Source organism: Burkholderia oklahomensis C6786 (assembly GCF_000959365.1).
Classification (GTDB): Bacteria; Pseudomonadota; Gammaproteobacteria; order Burkholderiales; family Burkholderiaceae; genus Burkholderia; species Burkholderia oklahomensis.
In genome coordinates this window covers 1,459,089-1,478,419 of record NZ_CP009555.1, presented here as the reverse complement: position 1 = coordinate 1,478,419, position 19,331 = coordinate 1,459,089, and the positions used below count along the sequence as shown (strand labels likewise).

The window sequence follows — 19,331 nt, the reverse complement described above, 5'->3', positions numbered from 1 at the left end:
CCCATGCAATCCTCTTCCGAACCCGCTGGCGGCGGACATGCTGTCGACGTGCGCGTCGTCGATCTGTTCGTCGGCTTCCTCGGCCTCGGGTTGATGTCGTTCGGCGGCGCACTGCCGTTCGCGCGCCGCGCGCTCGTCGAGGAGCGCCGCTGGCTGACCGCCGACGAGTTCACCGATCTGCTCGGCCTCTGCCAGTTCTTGCCGGGCGGCAATGTGATCAACCTGTCGGTCGCGGTCGGCATGCGGTTTCGCGGCGTGCCGGGCGCGATCGCGGGCCTGCTCGGCCTCGTCGCCGGACCGACGCTCGTCGTCATCGGGCTCGGCGTGCTGTATGCGAAGACGCAGCAGAATCCGAGTGTCCATCATCTGTTCGGCGGCCTCGCGGCGGCCGCGGCGGGCCTCCTCGTCGCGATGGCGGTGAAGGTCGCAAAGCCGCTGCGCCACGCGCGCATGGCCGCGTGCGTCGCGGCGCTGGCGTTCGTCGCGATCGCGGTGCTGCGCACGCCGCTGTTGCCGACGATGCTCGTGCTGACGCCGGTGAGCATCTGGCTCGCATCGCGCGCGCCGCGCGGCGCGAACGCGAGCGCGCAGGGAGTGCGGCGATGAGCGACACGCTTGCCGCGCTCGCGGTGATCTTCGGCCAGCTCTCGCTGCTCGCGTTCGGCGGCGGCAACACGATCCTGCCCGAGATGCAGCGTCAGGTCGTCGACGTCCATCACTGGATGAGCGCGCAGGCGTTCACCGCGCTCTTCGCGCTCGCGCAGGCGGCGCCGGGGCCGAACATGATGATCGTGCCGCTCGTCGGCTGGCACGTCGCGAGCTGGCCGGGCCTGCTCGTGTCGTCGCTGGCGAAGTTCGGGCCGTCGTCGATCGTGACGATGCTCGCGCTGCACGCGTGGGAGCGCTTCAAGGACAAGCCGTGGCGGCGTTACGTGCAGCAGGGGATGATGCCCGTCACCGCGGGCCTCGTCGTCGCGAGCGCGGTGCTGATCTCCGAGGCGTCGAACCGGTCGGCGCTGCAATGGGGCATCACGGCGGCGGTCGCGGTGCTCGCGTACCGCACCCGCGTGCATCCGCTGTGGCTGCTCGCGGGCGGCGCGCTCGCCGGACTCGTCGGCGGTCTCTTCGCGTAGGCGGGCCGCGGCGGCGCGCGGCGCGCATTGCGCGGCAAGGCGGGCGCGAATGCTTGCGCGTCGGCGCCGGGTTCGCGCGAGCGCCGCCGTCGAGCCCGGCGCCGCCCGGCGCGCCGGGTATGTCGCCGGTTGCCGGGCGGACGTCAGTCGGCCGCGTGCGCGTTGTTCTTCACGAGACCGAGCAGCTTGCCGCGTTCGGTGTTCAGATCGGTGCCCGTCGACGACCAGTCGAGCACGTAGCCGTGGTTGAGCGAATCGCGCACGATCGACGAGTAATCGGACTTCGCAAGCTTGCCGTCGCGCATCGCGCGGTTCACTTCGTCCTGGAGATCCGGCGTGAAGCCGGGATAGGCGGCGACGAGCGCCGCGTACTGGCGCGCATCGATTTCGTCCGATTCGCGGTTGAACGCCCACACGACGACGAGCACGATCGCGACGAACGGCACGGCGGTGTAGCGCAGGAAGAACTTGGCGGCTGTCATGGCAAGGCGGATGCAGTGAATCGTGAGGCGGATCGCCGGGTGCGGGCGGCGCGTACAGGCAGGCGAGTATACTTTCACGCATTCGTTCAACTGCAAACAAGGCTGCAACACCATGTCGACTCTTCCCGCCTGCCCGCAATGCGCAATGGAAAACACGTATCCGGACGGCGAACATTATATTTGCGCGGACTGCGGTCACGAATGGCCGATCGCGGGCGAGGCGAACGCCGCCGATGACGACGCGTCCGCCGTCGTGAAGGACGCGAACGGCAACGTGCTCGCCGACGGCGATGCGGTGGTGCTGATCAAGGACCTGAAAGTGAAGGGTTCGTCGATCACGCTGAAGATGGGCACGAAGGTGAAGAGCATCCGGCTCGTCGGCGGCGATCACGAAGTCGACTGCAAGATGGACGCCGGCAACTTCATGCTGAAGGCTTGCTACCTGAAGAAGGTCTGAGCGGCGCGCGACGGACGATGAATCTCGACGCCGCAAGCCGCAACCTGACGGTCGCGTCGCTGCTCACGCTGTCGGGCGGCTATCTCGACGCATACACGTACGTCGGCCACGGCCACGTGTTCGCGAACACGATGACGGGCAACGTCGCGTTGCTCGGCATCAACCTGTCGGCGGGCGACTGGGCGCAGGCGCTGCACCACGTGCCGCCGCTCGTCGGATTCGTGATCGCGGTGTTCGTCGCGCATACGCTCGGCCTCGCCGCGCAGAAGGGCTGGATCCGGCACACCGCGTTCATCAGCCTGATCGTCGAGATCGTCTTTCTGGCGTTCGCGTCGAGTGGCTGGCCCGCGATGTCGAGTGCGTGGCTGATTCCGGGCATCTCGTTCGCCGCGACGCTGCAGACGCTGTCGTTTACGCATCTCGAGGATCTGTCGTACACGTCGGTGATGACGACGGGCAACCTGCGGCGCGCCGCGCAACTGCTGTTCGCCGGCCTGATCCCGCGCTACGACGCGCTTGCGCTGCACGATTCGGGCCTTCTCGCTGTGATCAGTTTCTGCTTTCTCGCGGGCGCGGTGGGGGGCGGCTTCGCCACGCGCACGATCGGAGACGGCGCATTGTGGGGAGCGGTGCTGCTGCTCGTCGCGGCATTCGCTGAAATCGTCCGGCGCGCGCGCTACGATGCGGATGTCGCCGTGCAACGCGACTGACGCCGCCGCGCGAGGTGCGCGGCATGGCGAATCCATCGAATCCATCGGACGCATTGAACACGAACGATAGCGAGGGCGCATCCGTGCAGTTTTCTTCCGCGATTCCGGTGCTGCGCATCTTCTCCGAGCAGAAGGCAAAGGAGTTCTACGTCGATTTCCTGGGCTTCACGGTCGGCTGGGAGCATCGCTTCGAGCCCGATCTGCCGCTTTACGCCGAAGTGCGGCGAGGCGGTCTGATCCTGCATCTGAGCGAGCACCACGGCGACGCGACGCCCGGCTCGACCGTCTTCGTGCCGCTCGAAGGCATCGATGCGCTACATGCCGAGCTGAACGGCAAGCGCTATCCGTATGCGCGCCCGGGCATCGAGCGATACGACGGGGGGCGGGTGATGGAGATCGCCGATCCGTTCGGCAACCGCCTGCGCTTTTGCGAGCGCGACGCACAGGGCGCCTGAGCACCCGAGCACCCGAGCGCCGTCCGCCGGCGCGCACCGTTGCGCCACGACTACAACGCCGCGATTCTCGCGGCGTTTATTTTTTTACAGAGCTTACATCGTCATATGATTCGTGGACTCGCCGCACGCGGCACGTGCGCGCGGCGGAGTCGGCCGCGGCCGTGGCCGGAGAAGAGATGGAGACAATTCACAAAGGAAAGCTCATGAAGCAAACCACCAAAATCGCGGGACTGGTAGGAGGGATGACGCTGGCGATCGCAGGCCAGCAGGCGATGGCGCAGAGTTCGGTGACGCTCTGGGGCGTCGCGGACGTGAGCCTGCGCTACCTGAGCAACTCGAACGCGCAGAACGACGGGCGCGTTTTCATGACGAACGGCGCGATCACCAACAGCCGCATCGGCCTGCACGGCAGCGAAGACCTGGGCGGCGGCCTGAAGGCGATCTTCAACCTCGAGAGCGGCGTCAATCTGCAGGACGGCTCGTTCTCGGACAGCAAGCGCATCTTCAATCGTGCCGCATACGTCGGCCTGTCGAGCCAGTACGGAACCGTGACGCTCGGCCGCCAGAAGACGGTGCTGTTCGATCTGCTGAGCGACACGTACGATCCGCTGACGGTCGGCAACTATCTGGAGAACGCGTGGCTGCCGGTTGCGCTCGGCGCGGGCCTGTACACGGACAACTCGGTCAAGTACCGCGGCACGTTCGGCGGCCTGACGATCGGCGCGATGTATTCGTTCGGCACCGACTCGACGTCGTCGACGGGCGCGGGCGGCTTCTCCGGCCAGATCCCCGGCCACACGGGCGCGGGCAACATGTACGGCTTCTCGCTGTCGTATGTCGCCGGGCCGGTCAGCGTCGCGGCGGGCGTCCAGCAGAACAGCGACAACTCGAATCGCAAGCAGACGATCTATCACGCGAACGTCGTCTACGCGTTCAGCAAGGCGAAGATCTATGCGGGCTATCTGCATTCGAAGGACGACACGGGTTTCGTCGACTCGCTGCTCGCGCAGCAGCCGGGCCTCTTCACGAACGGCGCGCCGAAGCGCACGGGCCGGATCGACGACGGTCCATTCGCCGGCGTGAGCTGGCAGGCGACGCCCGCGCTCACGCTGACGGGCGCGTTCTACTATGACCGGATGCGCAACGCGACGGTCGCGAACGGCCAGCTCGACAGCGGCAACCGCTACACGGTCGTCGGCCTCGTCGAGTACGCGCTGTCGAAGCGCACCGAGATCTACGGCACCGTCGACTTCAACAAGGTGAACGGCGCGGCGACGGTCGAGCTGCCGGGCCGCAGCAACCAGACGGGCGTCGCGATCGGTCTGCGCAACATCTTCTGAGCGGCCCGACGTCGCGCAGATCCGGTGGAAAGGCCCGCTCGCGGGCCTTTTCGTCGATGCGCTTCGGCGTTCCGCGCTTCGGCATCGATGCGCGGCGTCCGCATCACGCGTGTGATCGAGGTCGCGCACGCATCGCCGCACGCATCGCCGCGCCCGCCGTCACGCCGCGCCGGCTCAACGCGCGGCGGTCACCACGCCGCCCGCCTGCTGCGACACCTGCGTGAGGATCTGCTTGGCCGCCGCGAACGACTCGTTCATGTAGATCTTCGTGAACGAATGGCCGAGCGGATCGGTGAGCAGATGCATGCCGAGCGAAAAATTCGACGGCAACACCGTCTGCACGAGGCTGAGGCTGCCGATCACCGTGTCCGACGACGACGTCAGATAGCTCGAGCCCGGCAGCAGATAGCGCGCCGCGTTGCCGACGTTCACCGAGCTGATCTTGCCTTGCGCGCGCTCCGGTCCCGTGATCAGCAGGTTCATCTCGAAGTTCGCGTACAGCGTGCCCTGCGAGTGGCCGACGAGCACGACCTTGCGGCTCTGCTGCAGATACGTGCGGTATTGGTTCAGATGATCCGGCAGCTCGGGAATCTCGCTCTTCGTCAGGATGTCGATGTATTTCTGTTGCAGCGCCGCGTCCATGCCGTCCGCCGGAATCGTGCCGCCGTCGATCGCACGCCAGAAATCCGCGGGGCTCGCGCCTTCGACTGATTTCTGCTTGAACACCTGCCACAAGTCGTTGAACGTGCCTTGCGTCGCGTTGTACGCGTTGCCGTACACGTATGCATTGCTCGTGTCCCGAGCGTTCAGCTCGTTCTTCAGCACCTGCAGGCTCGCGATCGCATCGTCGAACGTGTTGTTGATGCCGTTGACGAACACGATCGCGGAACCGGGCGCGGCAGTCGCGGTGGTCGCGGCGGCCGTCGTCTGCGCGGCGCGCAGGCTCGTCGAGTAGGGCAGCGCGACCAGCGCGCCGGCAATCATCAGCGTCACTAACTTTTTCATCGATGGTTCCCTCGGGTGGTGGTTGAGGCGCTACGGCGTCGGCACACTCAATTCGGCATGGACGTCGGATTGAAGCCGCATGATGCGGGGCCGGGATCGTCGTAGAACTGGCCGCCCGCGAGCGACTGGAAGCGGATGTACGCGAGCGTGTCGGCTTCGGTGTCGAGCATGATCGCGCGCGTGCTCTTGATCCGGTCGAGCATCGTCTGCTGGTCGACGCCCGCTTTCACGAGCACGCGTGCGCTCAGCGCGCACGCGATGCCCTTCGCGATCGCGTCGCCCGCCACCTTTGCGTCGCCCGGATCGTGGACGTCGTTGACGGCTTCGCTCCAGCCGTATGCGATCTGCGTGAGCGCCTCGCGCGTGACGGCCGAGTCCGCGTATTCGTGCGCGATGTACTCGGTGACGCGAGGGGGAAGCGGCGGCGGCGCGGGGCGCGGCGTCGCCGATGACGCGATGGTGAATGCGTTCGCCTGCGCGGCGGGAGCGGTCGATGCCGTTTGCTCAGCCGGCGCGGCGGCGGGCGCGGCATCGGTCGACACGATCCGCGCGCAGGCCCACACGAATGCGGCGATCGCGAGCGCGGCCGCGGTTGGGTATTGCCATCGCATGCCCTCTCCTTTTTGTTGTGAAATCTTGTAGGGGTTGTGGAGCGTGATCGGTTGCCCGTCACGATCCGGCGGTCCTCGATTCCGCCAACGGCTCGCAAACGTTACTCGAATTCGGCGCAGCGGGAAAGCGTCGCCCCGTCGACAGCGCGAGCTCCGCTTCGCCGCGATTCGCGCGCGGCTTCAATCGGTGTGATTGTTGCGGCGTGCGATGTGAGGCGTCGGTGCGCGAACATGGATCGGGCGGCGAGCACGGCCGCGCTCGCCGACGCAGGATGCGAGACGGCCGCGCTTGATCATGCACGCGGAAATTGAAAGTGGCGTGACGGCGATCGCGCGTTGCGCGACGAACCGCGTCGATCGCCTACGAGGTGCCCGTCGCGACCGACGCTTCCGCGAACTGCCAGGCGAACAGGCCCGGCACGAAGATCAGCAGATCGCGGATGCGCCGCGCGCCCGCGAGTCCGAGCGACGTCGCCGGATCGAGTCCGAGCGCGCCGCCGATCAGCACGAAGCCGCCTTCCTGCACGCCGAGCCCGCCCGGCACGAAGAACGCGGCGCTGCTGAGCGCCTGGATCAGCGCTTCGATCGCGAGCGCGTCGACGAGCGACACGGGCGTGCCGAGAAAATGCAGCGCGAGCCAGATTTCGAGCGACGTCGCGAGATGCTGCAGCGGCTGCCAGAAGAACAGATAGCGCACGACGGTGCCGCGCCGACGCCAGACCGCCTTCAGCGCATCGTCGATCTGCGCGGAGCGTTCGACGAGCGACGCGAGCTGGCCGCCCGCGACGCGATTGAGCGCGTGCATCGCGCGCTCGAACGGCTTCGCATGCTGAATGAGCGCGAACAGGATCAGGAGCGGCACGAGCGCGGCGAGCCCCCACGCGAACACGCCCGCGACGCGCAGCGTGTCCGAGGTCGCGCGCGTGAGCAGATAGCCGACGCCCGCGAGCGCGAAGAGCGCCTGGCTGATCAGCGTCAACTGCATGTCGGACACGAGGCTCGCGCTCGCCGCGGGCGCCGTCAGGCCTTGCGCGCGCAGCAGGCGGAACGATACGAGCTCGCCGCCGATGCGCGCGACGGGCAGCAGGCCGTTTACCGACTCGCGAATCCACACGAGCCGCAGCATCGCGCGCAGGCTCGGCCGGTCCGGCCGCGCGATCAGCGTTTGCCAGTCCTTCGCGTTCGCGAGCATCGGCAGCAGATGCGAAGCGGCCGCGACGACGAGCCCGATGCCGGCCGCGCGCATCAGGTCGAGCACCGCGCGGGGATTGTCGCGGGCGACGAGCCAGAGCGAGATCGCGAGGCCCGCGAGCGCCGCGACGCGTCCCGCGTGTTTTATCAGTCGTCGGTTGAGCGTCGCGTGAGTGTCGGTTCGTGGTCGGGTCGGTTCGTTTTGCATGACGAAGAAAAGTATTGCGGGCGCGCGGCGCCGATCAGACGTTCGGGCTTTTTTCGGGAGCGGGGCACAGGCGGCCGTCGCGGTCGACGTCGAAGCTGAAGCCGCGCCAGATCACGCGAGACGACGAGAAGCTCGCGACGAAGATGCCGAATGCGATCAGATCCGCGAGCGGCAGCAGCAATAAATCGCGCACCGGCCGCTTCGTCGCGCGATCGACGATGCACTTCGCGGTGATGCGCACGGCGAGCGTGATGGGCACGAGCGGCCACGCCCATGCGGCGCCGTGCGACAGCACGACGCCCAGCAGCGCGAGCGCAAGCGGGTGCGTGAGCAGCGAGCCGAGATGCCCGCCCGGGTCGACCGCGCGGATCGTGCGGCTCCAGCGCAATTCGTGTGCGGCGAGCTGCGCGACGCGCGTCTCGACGCAGCCGTGCTCGATCGCGAACGGCGGCACGGCGACCCGCTCGCCGCGCGCGCGCACGGCTTCGCCGATCGCGTGATCCTCGGCGAGATGGTGCGCGAACTGCGTGAGGCCGCCGATCGCGTCGAGCGTCGCGCGGCGCATCGCGATCGTCTGGCCGAAGCATGGCCGCGCGAGCTTGAGCGCGAGGCCCGCGACGACGCCGGGCAGGAACTGATGATTGGTGACGAGCGCCTCGACGCGCGGCCAGAAGCCCGGATCGGGGCGGCCGCGATAGGCGCAGGTGACGAGCCCGACGCCCGGCTCGTCGAGTTCGCCGACGATATGGCGCACGTAGTCGGGGCCGACGCTCACGTCGCTGTCCGCGAAGATCAGCACGTCGTGCACGGCGGCGGGCAGCATGTTGACGAGATTCGCGATCTTGCGGTTCGGGCCGTACAGGCGCGCGTCGGCGACGATCGTCACGTGCGCGTCGGGAAACGCGCGGCGCAGTGCATCGACGGCATGCAGCGCGGGATCGTCGCGATCGTGCACGCCGAACAGGAACTGGATCGGACCGTCGTAGCGCTGCTCGCAAAAGCTCGCGAGGTTCGCGAACAACGCCTGCTCGGTGCCGTGCAGCGGCTTGACGATCGTCACGGGCGGGCTGTGCCGCGGCTCGTGCGGCGCGCGTGCGAAAAAGCGTTGCGTGAGCATGCCCGCGAACAGCGTGTACGCGCAGCCGAACACGGCGGCGAGCACGCACGGCGCGGCGAGCGATACGGCGAGCAGCGCGACGAAGTGTCCGACGTCGCCGAACGAGATCAGCTCGGCCGCGAGCAGCGCGGCAACGGTGCTGGCGAGCCACGTCAGCGTTTTCATCGTGCGGTCTCGCGAATGCGACGACGCGTGCGAACGGCAGCCGCGCGATCGGTCGAGCGATCGTGGCGGCGAACGGCGAGATCGAGACAGGACAAGCTGATAGCTCCGCGTGAATGCGACTCTCGTCGGGAGGCGCCAGGCCGGGCGTTCGTGTGGGGCGGACGTCCGGCTCAGCATGCCGTATCCGGCCGCACTCCGCAATTGCCAGGTTACGCGGAGCGCTGCTTGCGCGCGGCCGAACGGCTACTGTAAGGCGCGGAGCCGACTTTCTGATGGCATTCCGGTGACAAATCGGTTTAAGCGATTTGACAGCATGCGAGCGACGGGTGAATGCGCGCGGCGCCGCGGCGAGCGGCGCGCGCGCCAAGCCCGAAAGGCGTGCAAGGCGAGGGAGGCGAATCGGATCAGAAGGTGATCGTCGTGCGCACGCCGACGATCGCTTCGTTGCCGATCCGCGAGCCGGGCTCGTTCGGATTCGGAATTCCGCCGCCCGGCCGGAACGCGTACTGGAAGTCGGCCTGCAACTGCCACCACGGCGTCACCTGATATTGATACGTCGCCTCGACGAGCGTTTCCGCACGGCGCACCGGATAGCCGGGCGTCGTGAACACGCCGGTGTCGCCGTCGATGCCGCGCGCATGCGAGCCGACTTTCGCGTAGCTGACGGCGAGCCCCGCGGTGTCGTTGTCGCGCCCCGCGAACGGCGCCTTCAGCGTGACGCCCGCGTTCAGCGCGAAATCGACCGCGTTGCGATCGCCGGGCGCGCCCATCATGCGCGCGAACACGTTGAGCGAGCGCGGGCTGTCCGCGCTCGGGCGCCACACCATCTGGTCGGCGACCGCATAGAAGCCGTAGTTGCCGCGATGCGTCGCGGCGATGCCGTTGCTCGCCGGATCGGCGAGCGATACGCCGTTCGTGTCGTGGCGCGGATCGTCGAAGCGCTCGGAGTTGTACCAGACGCCGAGCTTGTACATGCCGGGCAGGCCCGCGGGCTGCGGCGCCTTCGGATCGGCTGGCGGCGCGTTGAGCGCGTATTGCAGTTCGCCGATGAAGAGCGCGCCGTTGTGCAGATTGAAGTTCGTGCCGTGGCGATTGAGCCGCTGCGCGTCGCCGACGCCGCCCGCCGGGTTGCCGTCGAACACGCCCGCCATCACCGTCCACGCGTCGGACGGCTTGTATCGCAGCCTTACGCCGAGCGACGACAGCGGATACACGGGGCCGCCCGCCGGCATGTCGGCGGCGGGCAGCACGGGCCAGCCGAACGTCGCGTTGATGAACGTGCCCGCGTACTGGCTCACCATGAATTCCTGATCGAGGCTCTGCTGGCCGATCTTCATGTCGGCGCGGCCGCCCGCGAACGATTGCTGATACCAGAGCTCCCAGAGGCGCGTCGTTCCTTCGGCCTCGATGCCGCTCGCCGTCTGCAGCAACTGCAGGTTGCGCGACGTGAGGCTCGTGCCGTGAATCTGCAGGCCCGACACGTTGAACGTGCCGCCGGGCAGTCCGATCGCTTTTTCGGTGTCGACGCTGAAGCCGAATTGCGTGAGGCCGTCGTATGCGCCGCCGCGGCGCGTGCCGCCCGACAGGTTGCGCAGGTATTCGCTCGTCTCCTGCAGATTGAGCGTGATTCCGTGATCGCCGAGCTTGCTGCGCAGGCCGCCCATGTCGCCGAACAGGTTCGAGCGTTCCCAGAAGCCCGTCGGCGCGGGCGCGACCTCGGCAGTTTGCGCGGCTGGCGCGGCGGGTGTGCTTTGCGCGGCCGCCGCCGCGGGCGCGGCGTTTTCGGCCGGCGCCGACGCGGCATTGGCCGCTTGCGCGAGCGCGGGCTGTGCGACGCCGAGCGACAGCAGCAACGGCAGGCCGGAAACGACGCCGGATTTGACGAGCATGTGATGAATGGTTTTCTTCATGACGAATCGTTGCTTGGTTGAATGCGGCCGAGGATGCCGTCCGCTTGCCGCTCGAGGTTGCCCGCCGGACACGGCGAACCGGTGGGCTCGCGCCGGTGCTTACCGGTGCTTACGAGAACCACCAGCTGACGCGCACGGCCTGATTCAGGCCGGTGCGGCTGCCCGAGGCGGACAGCAGCGCGACGAGCGCGACGGCGCCCGCGATGGCGCCGACGATCGCGCAGCCGACCGGCCGGACGAGAAGCCCCGCGCCCGGCAGCGTGCCGCTGCTCGATGCGTCTGCCGCATGCGCGAGCGGCGAGATCGACGCGACGACGATCCGGTGGCTCGCGAGATGGGCGTGGCGCCCAAGCTTAACTTTGAAGAATTGAACAAGCATGACTTCGCTCCCGTCCGCTCCGGCATGTGCCGGACGACGTAAGACGTCGCCTGGCGCGCCCGGAGGCGGCTTGCGACAAGACCCAAACAGAGGAAGCGTGCTGCGAACGGGCGGACGGACGCCGCCGACGATGAAGCGCGCTAACTCGACCAATGCGAGCTAGCGGCGAAGGAGACCCAGGCGGCTATCTCGCGATTGCGTTGCCGGTTTCGACCGGCGTCGGACTGTTGCTACTGGGGGACGTGTCCACGAGGGACTCTCCTTCTGTGACGAATTGCGGCGGATTGTAGGCGTGCCGCACATGTCCGCGCAAGTAAAAAACGAATAAAAATGCCGGATCGGTCAACGTGCGCCGCATTCGGCGATGCGCGCGGCGAACGCCGTGGACGCGGCGTTCGGGCTTTCGGCCCAGTTTCCGTCCATGGACGATTGAAAGCAAAGGACACGGTTTCATCGCGTAAAAACTTACAGCGCCGGGAGCGCGGAGATTTTTTTTCGTGATGCCGAAGATCGTCATTGACTTTCGGCGCGCGGCATCCATAGAATCCGCGCATCTCCACAAAAGGGGCATGCGCCTTGGACACTTGCAGTAGTCGATCTTCGAGCAGTTTTCCCGCCTGAACGGCAAGACGTCCGCGCCCTTTTCATTGCCGCCGTCGAGCCGATCAGGCAGACGGTGCGCGTCGCAGTTCGCAGTACCACTCCCCGTGCACCCTTGATTTGCGCCGCATGAGCGCTGCGTTTTCGCGCGCTCGTTCGGCATTCGCCGCGAACCCGGTTCGCGGCGCGCGTTCGCTTGGCGTCGTCGCGTGACGGCGGCGCCGAGCGTGCGTGCACGCGTGCGCGTTCGCCGCGGATGCGTGCACGTCACGCCCCTATTTTCAGACAAGGAGCCGACATGCCGGACAGTGACAGTTATCCCATATGCCGCACCCTGGATCTTTTCGATTTCGATCATCAAGGGAAGCGCGTAGGGCTCGATCGATAAGCGCATCGCGCGCATGAGCTTCGAGCACGCGGCTTCCCGCCATGCGCGGGAACCCGCGCCCGGAGAATCATCATGCAATTCGGTCTGCTTCTGTCACAACTGCCGCACGTCGATGAGTCGCGCGTCCAATACGACGCGATGCTGTCGCTCGAATCCGCCCGCAAGCCGGCGCCCGCCTCGTTCTGGCAGCGCCTGAAAAACCTGATTTCCTGACAACGGCGGCGCGCTTCGGCATACGCAAGCGATGCCGCCGCGTGGCGGCGCTTGTGTGTGCGCATGCCGGCGAAGCGCTTCGACGATAACCACACGCATTCGGAGAAGCAACATGTCAACGCCAACCGACGTCTCGCCGCCGCCCATCGCGCTCCCGCGCAGCGCCGCGCTCGATCAAGCGCACGTGGGCGACATCAAGGGCGCGTTCGGCACGATCGCGCATCACGACACGGCGCCGCGCAGCGGATGGTGGGCGCGCGTGCGCACGCTGCTCGCGATTCTCGGGCCGGGCCTCATCGTGATGGTCGGCGACAACGACGCCGGTGCGTTCGGCACCTACACGCAGGCGGGCCAGAACTACGGCACGTCGCTGTTGTGGACGCTGCTGCTGCTCGTGCCCGTGCTGTTCGTGAACCAGGAGATGGTGCTGCGTCTCGGCGCCGTCACGGGCGTCGGCCACGCGCGCCTCATCTTCGAGCGCTTCGGCAAGTTCTGGGGCGCGTTCAGCGTGGTCGATCTCTTCATCCTGAACGCGCTGACGATCGTCACCGAGTTCATCGGCATCACGTTCGTGCTCGATTTCTTCGGCGTGTCGAAGGTCGCGGGCGTGTGCATTGCCGCCGCGCTGACGATGGCGGCCGTCAGCACGGGCGACTTTCGCCGGTTCGAGCGCTTCGCGGTCGTGCTCTGCGTGCTGAGCCTGTTGCTCGTGCCGGTGCTCGTGTCGATCCATCCGCCCGTGCATCAGATGACGCGCGACCTGTTCGTGCCGGCCTGGCCCGCGCACGCGAAGCTCTCCGACGTGATGCTGCTCGTGATCGGCATCGTCGGCACGACGGTCGCGCCATGGCAACTGTTCTTTCAGCAGAGCTACGTGATCGACAAGCGGATCACGCCGCGCTTCATGAAGTACGAGAAGGCGGATCTCTGGATCGGCATCGTGTTCGTGATGATCGGCGCGATCGCGATGATCTCGTTCTGCGCGGCGCTTTACGACGGCCGTCCGGAAGCCGGCAACTTCACCGACGCGGGCGGCGTGATCGCCGGCCTCGCGAAGTACGCCGGCCACACGAGCGCGACGCTCTTCGCAATCGCGCTGCTCGACGCGTGCATCATCGGCGCGGCGGCCGTGTCGCTCGCGACCGCGTACGCGATCGGCGACGTGTTCAAGATCCGCCACTCGCTGCATCGCGGCGTGTCGGATGCGAAGGGCTTCTATCTCGTCTACTTCGGCATCGTCGCCGCGGCGGCCGCGCTCGTGCTGATGCCGGGCAGTCCGCTCGGACTGCTGACGGAAGCGGTGCAGACGCTCGCGGGCGTGCTGCTGCCGAGCGCGACGGTGTTTCTGCTCCTGCTGTGCAACGACAAGGCCGTACTCGGCCCGTGGGTCAACTCGACAAAATTGAATCTGTTTACGGGGGCGGTGATCTGGGTGCTCGTGATGTTGTCGATTATCCTGACGGCGTCCGTGATGTATCCGGACATGAGCGGCGAGACGATGCTCGAGGTGCTCGCGGGCGGCACGCTGCTCGCGGTGGTGGGGCTCGCGGCGACGCTCGTGCTGCGCAAGCGCGCCGGTGGCGCGAACGGGGCGGCCGACGCCGGCCTCGACCGCAGCCTGCGCGACACGTGGCGGATGCCGCCGCTCGACGCGTTGCCGGCGCCGCGGATCACGCTGTCGACGCGCATCTGGATGGGCGTGCTGCGCGGCTACCTCGTGCTCGCGGTCGGGCTCGTGATCGTGAAGGTCGTGCAGATGGCGTTTTTCAGGTAGCCGGCGCATGCAGTCGTTCGTGGCGCGCGGCCGGCCGTTTTCCGACGATTCGTTTTCTTACGGGAGCGACAGGATGAAGCGTTACGCGTGGGCTGCATCGGTGATGGCCGTATTGCTGGTTGCCGCGTGCACGAGGACGGACGACGATGAAGTGAGCAGCAAGACCAACGATGCGGCCGCCACGGCGACGGCTGCGTCCGGCGTGCCGGCAAGCACCGCGGCCGCATCCGGTGCGAGCGAATGAACGGAAGCGCGTGCGCGGTGAACGCCGCGCGCTGCGGCGCGAGCGGGAAAGTAGAGGATTCCTGCGAATGAAAGCCAGCCGAAATCCTTCCGACATAGTTTGACAGTTGCGCAGGCGCGAGTGAGCTAAGCTGCTTGCGCGCGGCGTCGAGATCGTTTTCGGTCGCGCGCCGCACGTGCGTTCCTCGTTCGGTGGAACGTGCGCATTCGCCGGCGTCATGCGCGTCGGCTCTTGCGAGCGGTCGTGCCGACGTAACGGGCGCTACCGAATGTTACAAACGCGGCGCTGCGTGAATGTCCATGCAATCATGCTCGCTCACGTTCAACCTAAACGGTGATTGCGATGGGAATCTTGAATACGGTAGGTGAGATTGCAGGCGCGGTGGCGGCCGTCGAGACGGCCGAGAAGGTCGATCCGGATGCCGGTCTGCTGACGAAGGCCGCGGCCGCGGTCGCCGGCTTCAAGGGCGCCGAGGCGCTCGAGAATCTCGTCGAGAAAAAGAAGGACGACAACGAAGCGGCGGAAGGCGGCGACAACACGGCCGCGCCGGACAGCGACGCGTCGCAGGCGTAACGCGTCGGCGCGAAGGCTTCGCGCGACACGAAGCGGAAGGCAGTGGAAGGCAGCGCCTTCCGCTTTTTTTTGCGCCGGATAATCCACAGATGATTGCGGTGCATGACAGTGCGTGCGCGCGGCGCCGCAAGAAAGGCGAAATCTTGCTATCGTCGCCTGATCGAGGCTTCGATCAGGCGACGCAATGGAATTCGATTACGATCTCTTTGTCATCGGCGCGGGCTCGGGCGGCGTGCGCTTGGGCCGAATCGCCGCCTCCTGCGGCGCGCGCGTCGGCATCGCGGAAGAAGAGCGGATCGGCGGCACCTGCGTGCTGCGCGGCTGCATTCCGAAAAAGCTGCTCGTCTACGCATCGCACTACAGCCATGACGTCGAGGACGCGGCGGGCTTCGGCTGGACCTTCGACATCGGCCTGTTCTCGTGGCCGACGCTCATCGAAGCGAAGGACCGCGAGATCGGGCGCCTGAGCGGCATCTACGCCGATCTGCTGAACAAATCCGGCGTCGAGATCCATGCGGGGCGCGCGACGCTCGTCGACGCGCACACGGTCGACGTCGCGGGGCGCCGCGTCACCGCGCGGCACATCGGCGTCGCGACCGGCTCGCGGCCGGTGATGCCGCCGATTCCCGGCATCGAGCACGCGATCACGTCGCGCGAGGCGCTCAGCCTGCCCGAGCTGCCCGAGCGGATCGCGATCGTCGGCGGCGGCTATATCGCGGTCGAATTCGCGGGCATCTTCAACGGGCTCGGCGTCGACGTCGACCAGTTCTATCGCGGCGAGCAGATCCTGCGCGGCTTCGACGACGACGTGCGGCGCGTGTTGCACGACGAGATGACGAAGCAGGGCATCGCGATCCATACGCGCGCGAACGTCGAGGCGATCGTGCGCGGCGCCGACGGCGCGCTGACGCTCGAACTTGCGACCGGCGAGCATGGCCCTTACGACGCGGTGCTGTACGCGACGGGACGCGTCGCGAATTGCGACGGGCTCGGGCTCGAAGCGGTCGGCGTCGCGCGCGATGCGGACGGTGCGATCGAGGTCGACGCGTATTCGACGACGACGGTGCCGTCGATCCACGCGATCGGCGACGTCACCGCGCGCCCGCAGTTGACGCCCGTCGCGACGCGCGACGGCATGCTGCTCGCGGCGAACCTGTTCGGCGGCAAGCGGATCGCGGCCGACCATCGTTACATTCCTTCCGCGGTGTTCAGCCAGCCGGAGGTCGCGACGGTCGGGCTCGCCGAGGCGAATGCGCGCGCCGAGTTCGGCGCTGTCGACATCTACAAGACGTCGTTCAGGGCGTTGCGGCACACGCTGTCCGGCCGCGACGAGAAGACGTTCATGAAGCTCGTCGTCGCGCGCGACAGCCAGCGCGTCGTCGGCGCGCACATGGTCGGGCGCGACGCGGCGGAGATCATCCAGGGCATCGCGGTCGCGATCCGCGCGGGCGCGACGAAGGCGCAGTTCGACGAGACGGTCGGCATTCATCCGACCGCGGCCGAGGAGTTCGTCACGCTGCGGCAGAAGGAGCCGGACGACGCGTGACACGCGACACGCGACACGCGATCGCACCGACACCCGGCGCCTGGCCGATGACGACGACGGACATTTATCGACAGATGCGCTGCGCGCTGTTCCGAAATCCGGTCCGATTTCAGGCTCGCGACTTCGGGTGACTGGCGGTTCGGCGGTTTCGCCGCCGCGGCTGGAGCGGGCGCCGGCCATTCGGCTCCGCCCGATCGCGTTTCATGTCCGCTTCGGCAGTTGTCGGACCCCGCCCACGCCCGATGCCCCGCCGAGGCTCGACCGCGTTTTTCCACACTCGACGGTATCCGATTCGCGTGTCCGGCCGCTCGGGATGCGGGCCGCCCAAGCGTCAGCCTGCCGCAGCCGTGCCGCCGCCCGGGCCGAGAGAACCTGCGCTGAACCGCGCTGCAAACTAGCTTCGAATCCGCTCCGAACCCGCTCCGAACCCGCTCCAAGCTGTTCCCAGCCCGCTCCGATGCACCGCCAAATGCTCGCCAAGCCCGCCCCGGGCCCTCGGCTTCCTCACCGAGCGCCCCCCGCCAGCCGGGCTCCACCCGCGCCGACAGCGCCGCTTCCGGCTCCGAACCGCCCAATCTCCGGCCCACACGAGGCGCGCGAGAGACTTGCCTCATAATCAGGCACAGCCGATACTCTTGGATTCCGCGAAATTCCCCCCTTCCAACTGATTGAACGGTTTTCGTCATGACCACGATTCTTGAAAATCTCCCGGCCGGCCAGAAGGTCGGCATCGCGTTCTCCGGCGGCCTCGACACGAGCGCCGCGCTGCACTGGATGCGCATCAAGGGGGCCGTTCCTTACGCCTACACGGCCAACCTCGGCCAGCCCGACGAAGACGACTACGACGCGATCCCGAAGCGCGCGATCCAGTACGGCGCCGAAGGCGCGCGCCTGATCGACTGCCGCGCGCAGCTCGTCGCCGAAGGGATCGCCGCGCTCCAATGCGGTGCATTCCACATCTCGACGGCCGGCGTCACGTATTTCAATACGACCCCGATTGGCCGCGCCGTGACGGGCACGATGCTCGTCGCCGCGATGAAGGAAGACGGCGTCAACATCTGGGGCGACGGCAGCACGTACAAGGGCAACGACATCGAGCGCTTCTACCGCTACGGCCTGCTCGTGAATCCGGACCTGAAGATCTACAAGCCCTGGCTCGACCAGCAGTTCATCGACGAGCTCGGCGGCCGCGCGGAGATGTCCGAGTTCATGCGCCAGGCGGGCTTCGAATACAAGATGTCGGCGGAGAAGGCGTACTCGACCGACTCGAACCTGCTCGGCGCGACGCACGAGGCGAAGGATCTCGAAAGCCTCGAGAGCGGCATCAAGATCGTCAATCCGATCATGGGCGTCGCGTTCTGGCGCGACGACGTGAAAATCGACAAGGAAGAAGTGACGATCCGCTTCGAAGAAGGGCGTCCCGTCGCGCTGAACGGCGTCGAATACAAGGATGCGGTGGAACTGCTGCTCGAAGCGAACCGGATCGGCGGCCGCCACGGCCTCGGGATGAGCGACCAGATCGAGAACCGGATCATCGAGGCGAAGAGCCGCGGCATCTATGAAGCCCCGGGGCTCGCGCTGCTGTACATTGCATACGAGCGCCTCGTCACCGGCATCCACAACGAGGACACGATCGAGCAGTACCGCGAAAACGGCCGCCGTCTCGGCCGCCTGCTGTATCAGGGCCGCTGGTTCGATCCGCAGGCGATCATGCTGCGCGAGACCGCGCAGCACTGGGTCGCGCGCGCGGTCACGGGCGAGGTGACGGTCGAACTGCGTCGCGGCAACGACTACTCGATTCTCGGCACGCGCTCGCCGAACCTGACGTACCAGCCGGAACGCCTGTCGATGGAGAAGGTGCAGTCGACGTTCTCGCCGCGCGACCGGATCGGCCAGCTGACGATGCGCAATCTCGACATCACCGACACGCGCGAGAAGCTGCGCATCTACTCGCAGGTCGGGCTGCTGGCGGCGGGTGAGTCGTCGGCGCTGCCGCAACTGAAGGAAGACCAGGGCGGCAACTGACGCCCGCGCCGCGCGCGGCCGGGAGCGAACCGATGTGTTCGCCGCCTCCGGCCGCGGGAAAGCGGGGCGGCTGATTCGAACGAAAACGCCCGCGCAGCAATCGCGCGGGCCGCGCGCAGCCAAGCGCGCAGCGGCGGGCGGTTCGCATGCCCGCGCCGCAGGGCCGGGCATGAAGCCTCCGGCCCTGCGATACGCATCAACCATAGGACGCCGCCGCATTCGCGCGTTCGCAGAATAGATAACAAGAATGGAGGTTGATATGTTCCAGATGCTTCCGTCGATGACGTTCGGCCGGCGCTTGTCGGTGTGGTGGTCCTGCATGTGGCGTCAGATGGTCGCCAACGTGCCGGTGTGGATCGCCGGCGTCGCGGTCGTCGGTATTTGGGCGTGGCAAACCCGTTCCTTGTCCGGTCATCGGCCGCCGTCCGGTCTGCTCATCGCGGTCGGCCTCGCGGCCGTCGTCGTCTGCTTCCTGGTTTGCGTGCCGATTACCGGATACATGGTGCGCAAGGGCTTCGCGGTGCACGCATTGAACGCGCCCGACCGGCTGACGGTCCAGCAAGCGGTGCTCGTCGGCTTGACGACGGTGGGCTGGAGCGTGCTCGTGTCGCTGCCGATCGATGCGCTGACGTGGCCGCTGCGCCGTGATGGCCATCCGTTTCTCGGTCAGGCGATCCGACTGGTGTGGTATTTCGCAGGCGGAATGTACGTCGTGCTGCCGCGGCAGGCGCGGCGGCTGCGGCTGCTTGCGGGCGATTCGGCGTGACGCCGCGCGCACCGCGATCGGCGCATGCGACCGATCGCG

20 protein-coding genes are annotated in these 19,331 nt (G+C 67.2%); 13 read left to right on the top strand and 7 right to left on the bottom strand.

Translation table 11 applies throughout. From position 1 onward, the window contains the following. The first annotated feature begins 3 nt into the window (after positions 1-3). On the top strand, positions 4-606 hold the full coding sequence (locus BG90_RS06550; protein ID WP_025989599.1) for a chromate transporter: 603 nt from the start codon (positions 4-6) through the stop codon (positions 604-606). Next, positions 603-1,133 carry a chromate transporter gene (locus BG90_RS06545; RefSeq protein ID WP_010113459.1) on the top strand — a complete coding sequence of 177 codons (531 nt, stop codon included), beginning with the start codon at positions 603-605 and terminating at the stop codon, positions 1,131-1,133. The genes BG90_RS06550 and BG90_RS06545 overlap by 4 nt, the downstream gene beginning before the upstream one ends. 143 nt (positions 1,134-1,276) lie before the next feature. On the opposite strand, the gene BG90_RS06540 is transcribed toward BG90_RS06545, so the two are convergent. Then, positions 1,277-1,615 (bottom strand): hypothetical protein, encoded by a 339-nt coding sequence (locus BG90_RS06540; RefSeq protein WP_010101092.1) that lies wholly within the window; start codon positions 1,613-1,615, stop codon positions 1,277-1,279. Positions 1,616-1,727: 112 nt separating this feature from the next. Here BG90_RS06540 and BG90_RS06535 point away from each other — a divergent pair, with 112 nt between their 5' ends. The 4 genes from BG90_RS06535 (at position 1,728) to BG90_RS06520 (ending at position 4,577) form a co-directional block, all read left to right on the top strand. Beyond that, complete coding sequence (locus BG90_RS06535; protein WP_010101093.1) at positions 1,728-2,072, top strand: zinc ribbon domain-containing protein YjdM; 345 nt, start codon at positions 1,728-1,730, stop codon at positions 2,070-2,072. A 17-nt stretch (positions 2,073-2,089) separates the two neighbouring features. Then, the gene (locus tag BG90_RS06530) at positions 2,090-2,782 is read left to right on the top strand and encodes a YoaK family protein (protein WP_010101094.1); all 693 of its coding nucleotides are present in this window, start codon (positions 2,090-2,092) and stop codon (positions 2,780-2,782) included. 83 nt (positions 2,783-2,865) lie between these two features. Further along, the gene (locus BG90_RS06525) at positions 2,866-3,237 is read left to right on the top strand and encodes a glyoxalase superfamily protein (RefSeq protein WP_025989600.1); all 372 of its coding nucleotides are present in this window, start codon (positions 2,866-2,868) and stop codon (positions 3,235-3,237) included. Positions 3,238-3,440: 203 nt separating this feature from the next. Next, positions 3,441-4,577 (top strand): porin, encoded by a 1,137-nt coding sequence (locus BG90_RS06520; RefSeq protein ID WP_025989601.1) that lies wholly within the window; start codon positions 3,441-3,443, stop codon positions 4,575-4,577. A 174-nt stretch (positions 4,578-4,751) separates the two neighbouring features. Here BG90_RS06520 and BG90_RS06515 read toward each other — a convergent pair whose 3' ends face one another. The 6 genes from BG90_RS06515 to BG90_RS06490 all read right to left on the bottom strand — a co-directional run bounded on the left by BG90_RS06515 (position 4,752) and on the right by BG90_RS06490 (position 11,163). Then, on the bottom strand, positions 4,752-5,570 hold the full coding sequence (locus BG90_RS06515) for a hypothetical protein (RefSeq protein ID WP_010113473.1): 819 nt from the start codon (positions 5,568-5,570) through the stop codon (positions 4,752-4,754). Between the two features lie 59 nt (positions 5,571-5,629). Continuing rightward, positions 5,630-6,193, bottom strand: coding sequence for a hypothetical protein (locus BG90_RS06510; protein ID WP_010113475.1), 564 nt, complete (start codon positions 6,191-6,193; stop codon positions 5,630-5,632). Positions 6,194-6,554: 361 nt separating this feature from the next. Then, complete coding sequence (locus BG90_RS06505) at positions 6,555-7,535, bottom strand: HpnL family protein (protein ID WP_038801903.1); 981 nt, start codon at positions 7,533-7,535, stop codon at positions 6,555-6,557. Between the two features lie 91 nt (positions 7,536-7,626). Next, the gene (hpnI, locus tag BG90_RS06500) at positions 7,627-8,874 is read right to left on the bottom strand and encodes a bacteriohopanetetrol glucosamine biosynthesis glycosyltransferase HpnI (RefSeq protein WP_010101108.1); all 1,248 of its coding nucleotides are present in this window, start codon (positions 8,872-8,874) and stop codon (positions 7,627-7,629) included. 404 nt (positions 8,875-9,278) lie between these two features. Next, positions 9,279-10,784, bottom strand: coding sequence for a carbohydrate porin (locus BG90_RS06495; protein ID WP_010113479.1), 1,506 nt, complete (start codon positions 10,782-10,784; stop codon positions 9,279-9,281). Between the two features lie 109 nt (positions 10,785-10,893). Further along, on the bottom strand, positions 10,894-11,163 hold the full coding sequence (locus BG90_RS06490) for a hypothetical protein (RefSeq protein WP_010113481.1): 270 nt from the start codon (positions 11,161-11,163) through the stop codon (positions 10,894-10,896). Positions 11,164-12,223: 1,060 nt separating this feature from the next. On the opposite strand from BG90_RS06490, the gene BG90_RS36645 reads away from it, so the two are divergent. The 7 genes from BG90_RS36645 (at position 12,224) to BG90_RS06460 (ending at position 19,292) form a co-directional block, all read left to right on the top strand. Then, positions 12,224-12,364 carry a hypothetical protein gene (locus BG90_RS36645; RefSeq protein ID WP_010101112.1) on the top strand — a complete coding sequence of 47 codons (141 nt, stop codon included), beginning with the start codon at positions 12,224-12,226 and terminating at the stop codon, positions 12,362-12,364. A gap of 112 nt (positions 12,365-12,476) precedes the next feature. After that, positions 12,477-14,138, top strand: coding sequence for an NRAMP family divalent metal transporter (locus BG90_RS06485; protein ID WP_010113488.1), 1,662 nt, complete (start codon positions 12,477-12,479; stop codon positions 14,136-14,138). Positions 14,139-14,211: 73 nt separating this feature from the next. Further along, positions 14,212-14,382 carry a hypothetical protein gene (locus BG90_RS36640; protein ID WP_164466504.1) on the top strand — a complete coding sequence of 57 codons (171 nt, stop codon included), beginning with the start codon at positions 14,212-14,214 and terminating at the stop codon, positions 14,380-14,382. 342 nt (positions 14,383-14,724) lie between these two features. Continuing rightward, positions 14,725-14,955 carry a hypothetical protein gene (locus tag BG90_RS06475; RefSeq protein ID WP_025989603.1) on the top strand — a complete coding sequence of 77 codons (231 nt, stop codon included), beginning with the start codon at positions 14,725-14,727 and terminating at the stop codon, positions 14,953-14,955. Between the two features lie 184 nt (positions 14,956-15,139). Next, the gene (gene gor, locus BG90_RS06470) at positions 15,140-16,501 is read left to right on the top strand and encodes a glutathione-disulfide reductase (protein WP_025989604.1); all 1,362 of its coding nucleotides are present in this window, start codon (positions 15,140-15,142) and stop codon (positions 16,499-16,501) included. Positions 16,502-17,185: 684 nt separating this feature from the next. Then, positions 17,186-18,526, top strand: coding sequence for an argininosuccinate synthase (argG, locus tag BG90_RS06465; protein ID WP_010101123.1), 1,341 nt, complete (start codon positions 17,186-17,188; stop codon positions 18,524-18,526). Between the two features lie 259 nt (positions 18,527-18,785). Next, on the top strand, positions 18,786-19,292 hold the full coding sequence (locus BG90_RS06460) for a hypothetical protein (protein WP_010113494.1): 507 nt from the start codon (positions 18,786-18,788) through the stop codon (positions 19,290-19,292). Positions 19,293-19,331 lie beyond the last annotated feature (39 nt).

What these genes read in the sequence shown, in the direction of transcription:
- BG90_RS06550 (WP_025989599.1), top strand. Translation starts at nt 4, where the DNA reads ATGCAATCCTCTTCCGAACCCGCTGGCGGCGGACATGCTGTCGACGTG.
- BG90_RS06545 (WP_010113459.1), top strand. Translation starts at nt 603, where the DNA reads ATGAGCGACACGCTTGCCGCGCTCGCGGTGATCTTCGGCCAGCTCTCG.
- BG90_RS06540 (WP_010101092.1), bottom strand. Translation starts at nt 1,615, where the DNA reads ATGACAGCCGCCAAGTTCTTCCTGCGCTACACCGCCGTGCCGTTCGTC.
- BG90_RS06535 (WP_010101093.1), top strand. Translation starts at nt 1,728, where the DNA reads ATGTCGACTCTTCCCGCCTGCCCGCAATGCGCAATGGAAAACACGTAT.
- BG90_RS06530 (WP_010101094.1), top strand. Translation starts at nt 2,090, where the DNA reads ATGAATCTCGACGCCGCAAGCCGCAACCTGACGGTCGCGTCGCTGCTC.
- BG90_RS06520 (WP_025989601.1), top strand. Translation starts at nt 3,441, where the DNA reads ATGAAGCAAACCACCAAAATCGCGGGACTGGTAGGAGGGATGACGCTG.
- BG90_RS06510 (WP_010113475.1), bottom strand. Translation starts at nt 6,193, where the DNA reads ATGCGATGGCAATACCCAACCGCGGCCGCGCTCGCGATCGCCGCATTC.
- hpnI (WP_010101108.1), bottom strand. Translation starts at nt 8,874, where the DNA reads ATGAAAACGCTGACGTGGCTCGCCAGCACCGTTGCCGCGCTGCTCGCG.
- BG90_RS06495 (WP_010113479.1), bottom strand. Translation starts at nt 10,784, where the DNA reads ATGAAGAAAACCATTCATCACATGCTCGTCAAATCCGGCGTCGTTTCC.
- BG90_RS06490 (WP_010113481.1), bottom strand. Translation starts at nt 11,163, where the DNA reads ATGCTTGTTCAATTCTTCAAAGTTAAGCTTGGGCGCCACGCCCATCTC.
- BG90_RS36645 (WP_010101112.1), top strand. Translation starts at nt 12,224, where the DNA reads ATGCAATTCGGTCTGCTTCTGTCACAACTGCCGCACGTCGATGAGTCG.
- BG90_RS06485 (WP_010113488.1), top strand. Translation starts at nt 12,477, where the DNA reads ATGTCAACGCCAACCGACGTCTCGCCGCCGCCCATCGCGCTCCCGCGC.
- BG90_RS36640 (WP_164466504.1), top strand. Translation starts at nt 14,212, where the DNA reads ATGAAGCGTTACGCGTGGGCTGCATCGGTGATGGCCGTATTGCTGGTT.
- BG90_RS06475 (WP_025989603.1), top strand. Translation starts at nt 14,725, where the DNA reads ATGGGAATCTTGAATACGGTAGGTGAGATTGCAGGCGCGGTGGCGGCC.
- gor (WP_025989604.1), top strand. Translation starts at nt 15,140, where the DNA reads ATGGAATTCGATTACGATCTCTTTGTCATCGGCGCGGGCTCGGGCGGC.
- argG (WP_010101123.1), top strand. Translation starts at nt 17,186, where the DNA reads ATGACCACGATTCTTGAAAATCTCCCGGCCGGCCAGAAGGTCGGCATC.
- BG90_RS06460 (WP_010113494.1), top strand. Translation starts at nt 18,786, where the DNA reads ATGTTCCAGATGCTTCCGTCGATGACGTTCGGCCGGCGCTTGTCGGTG.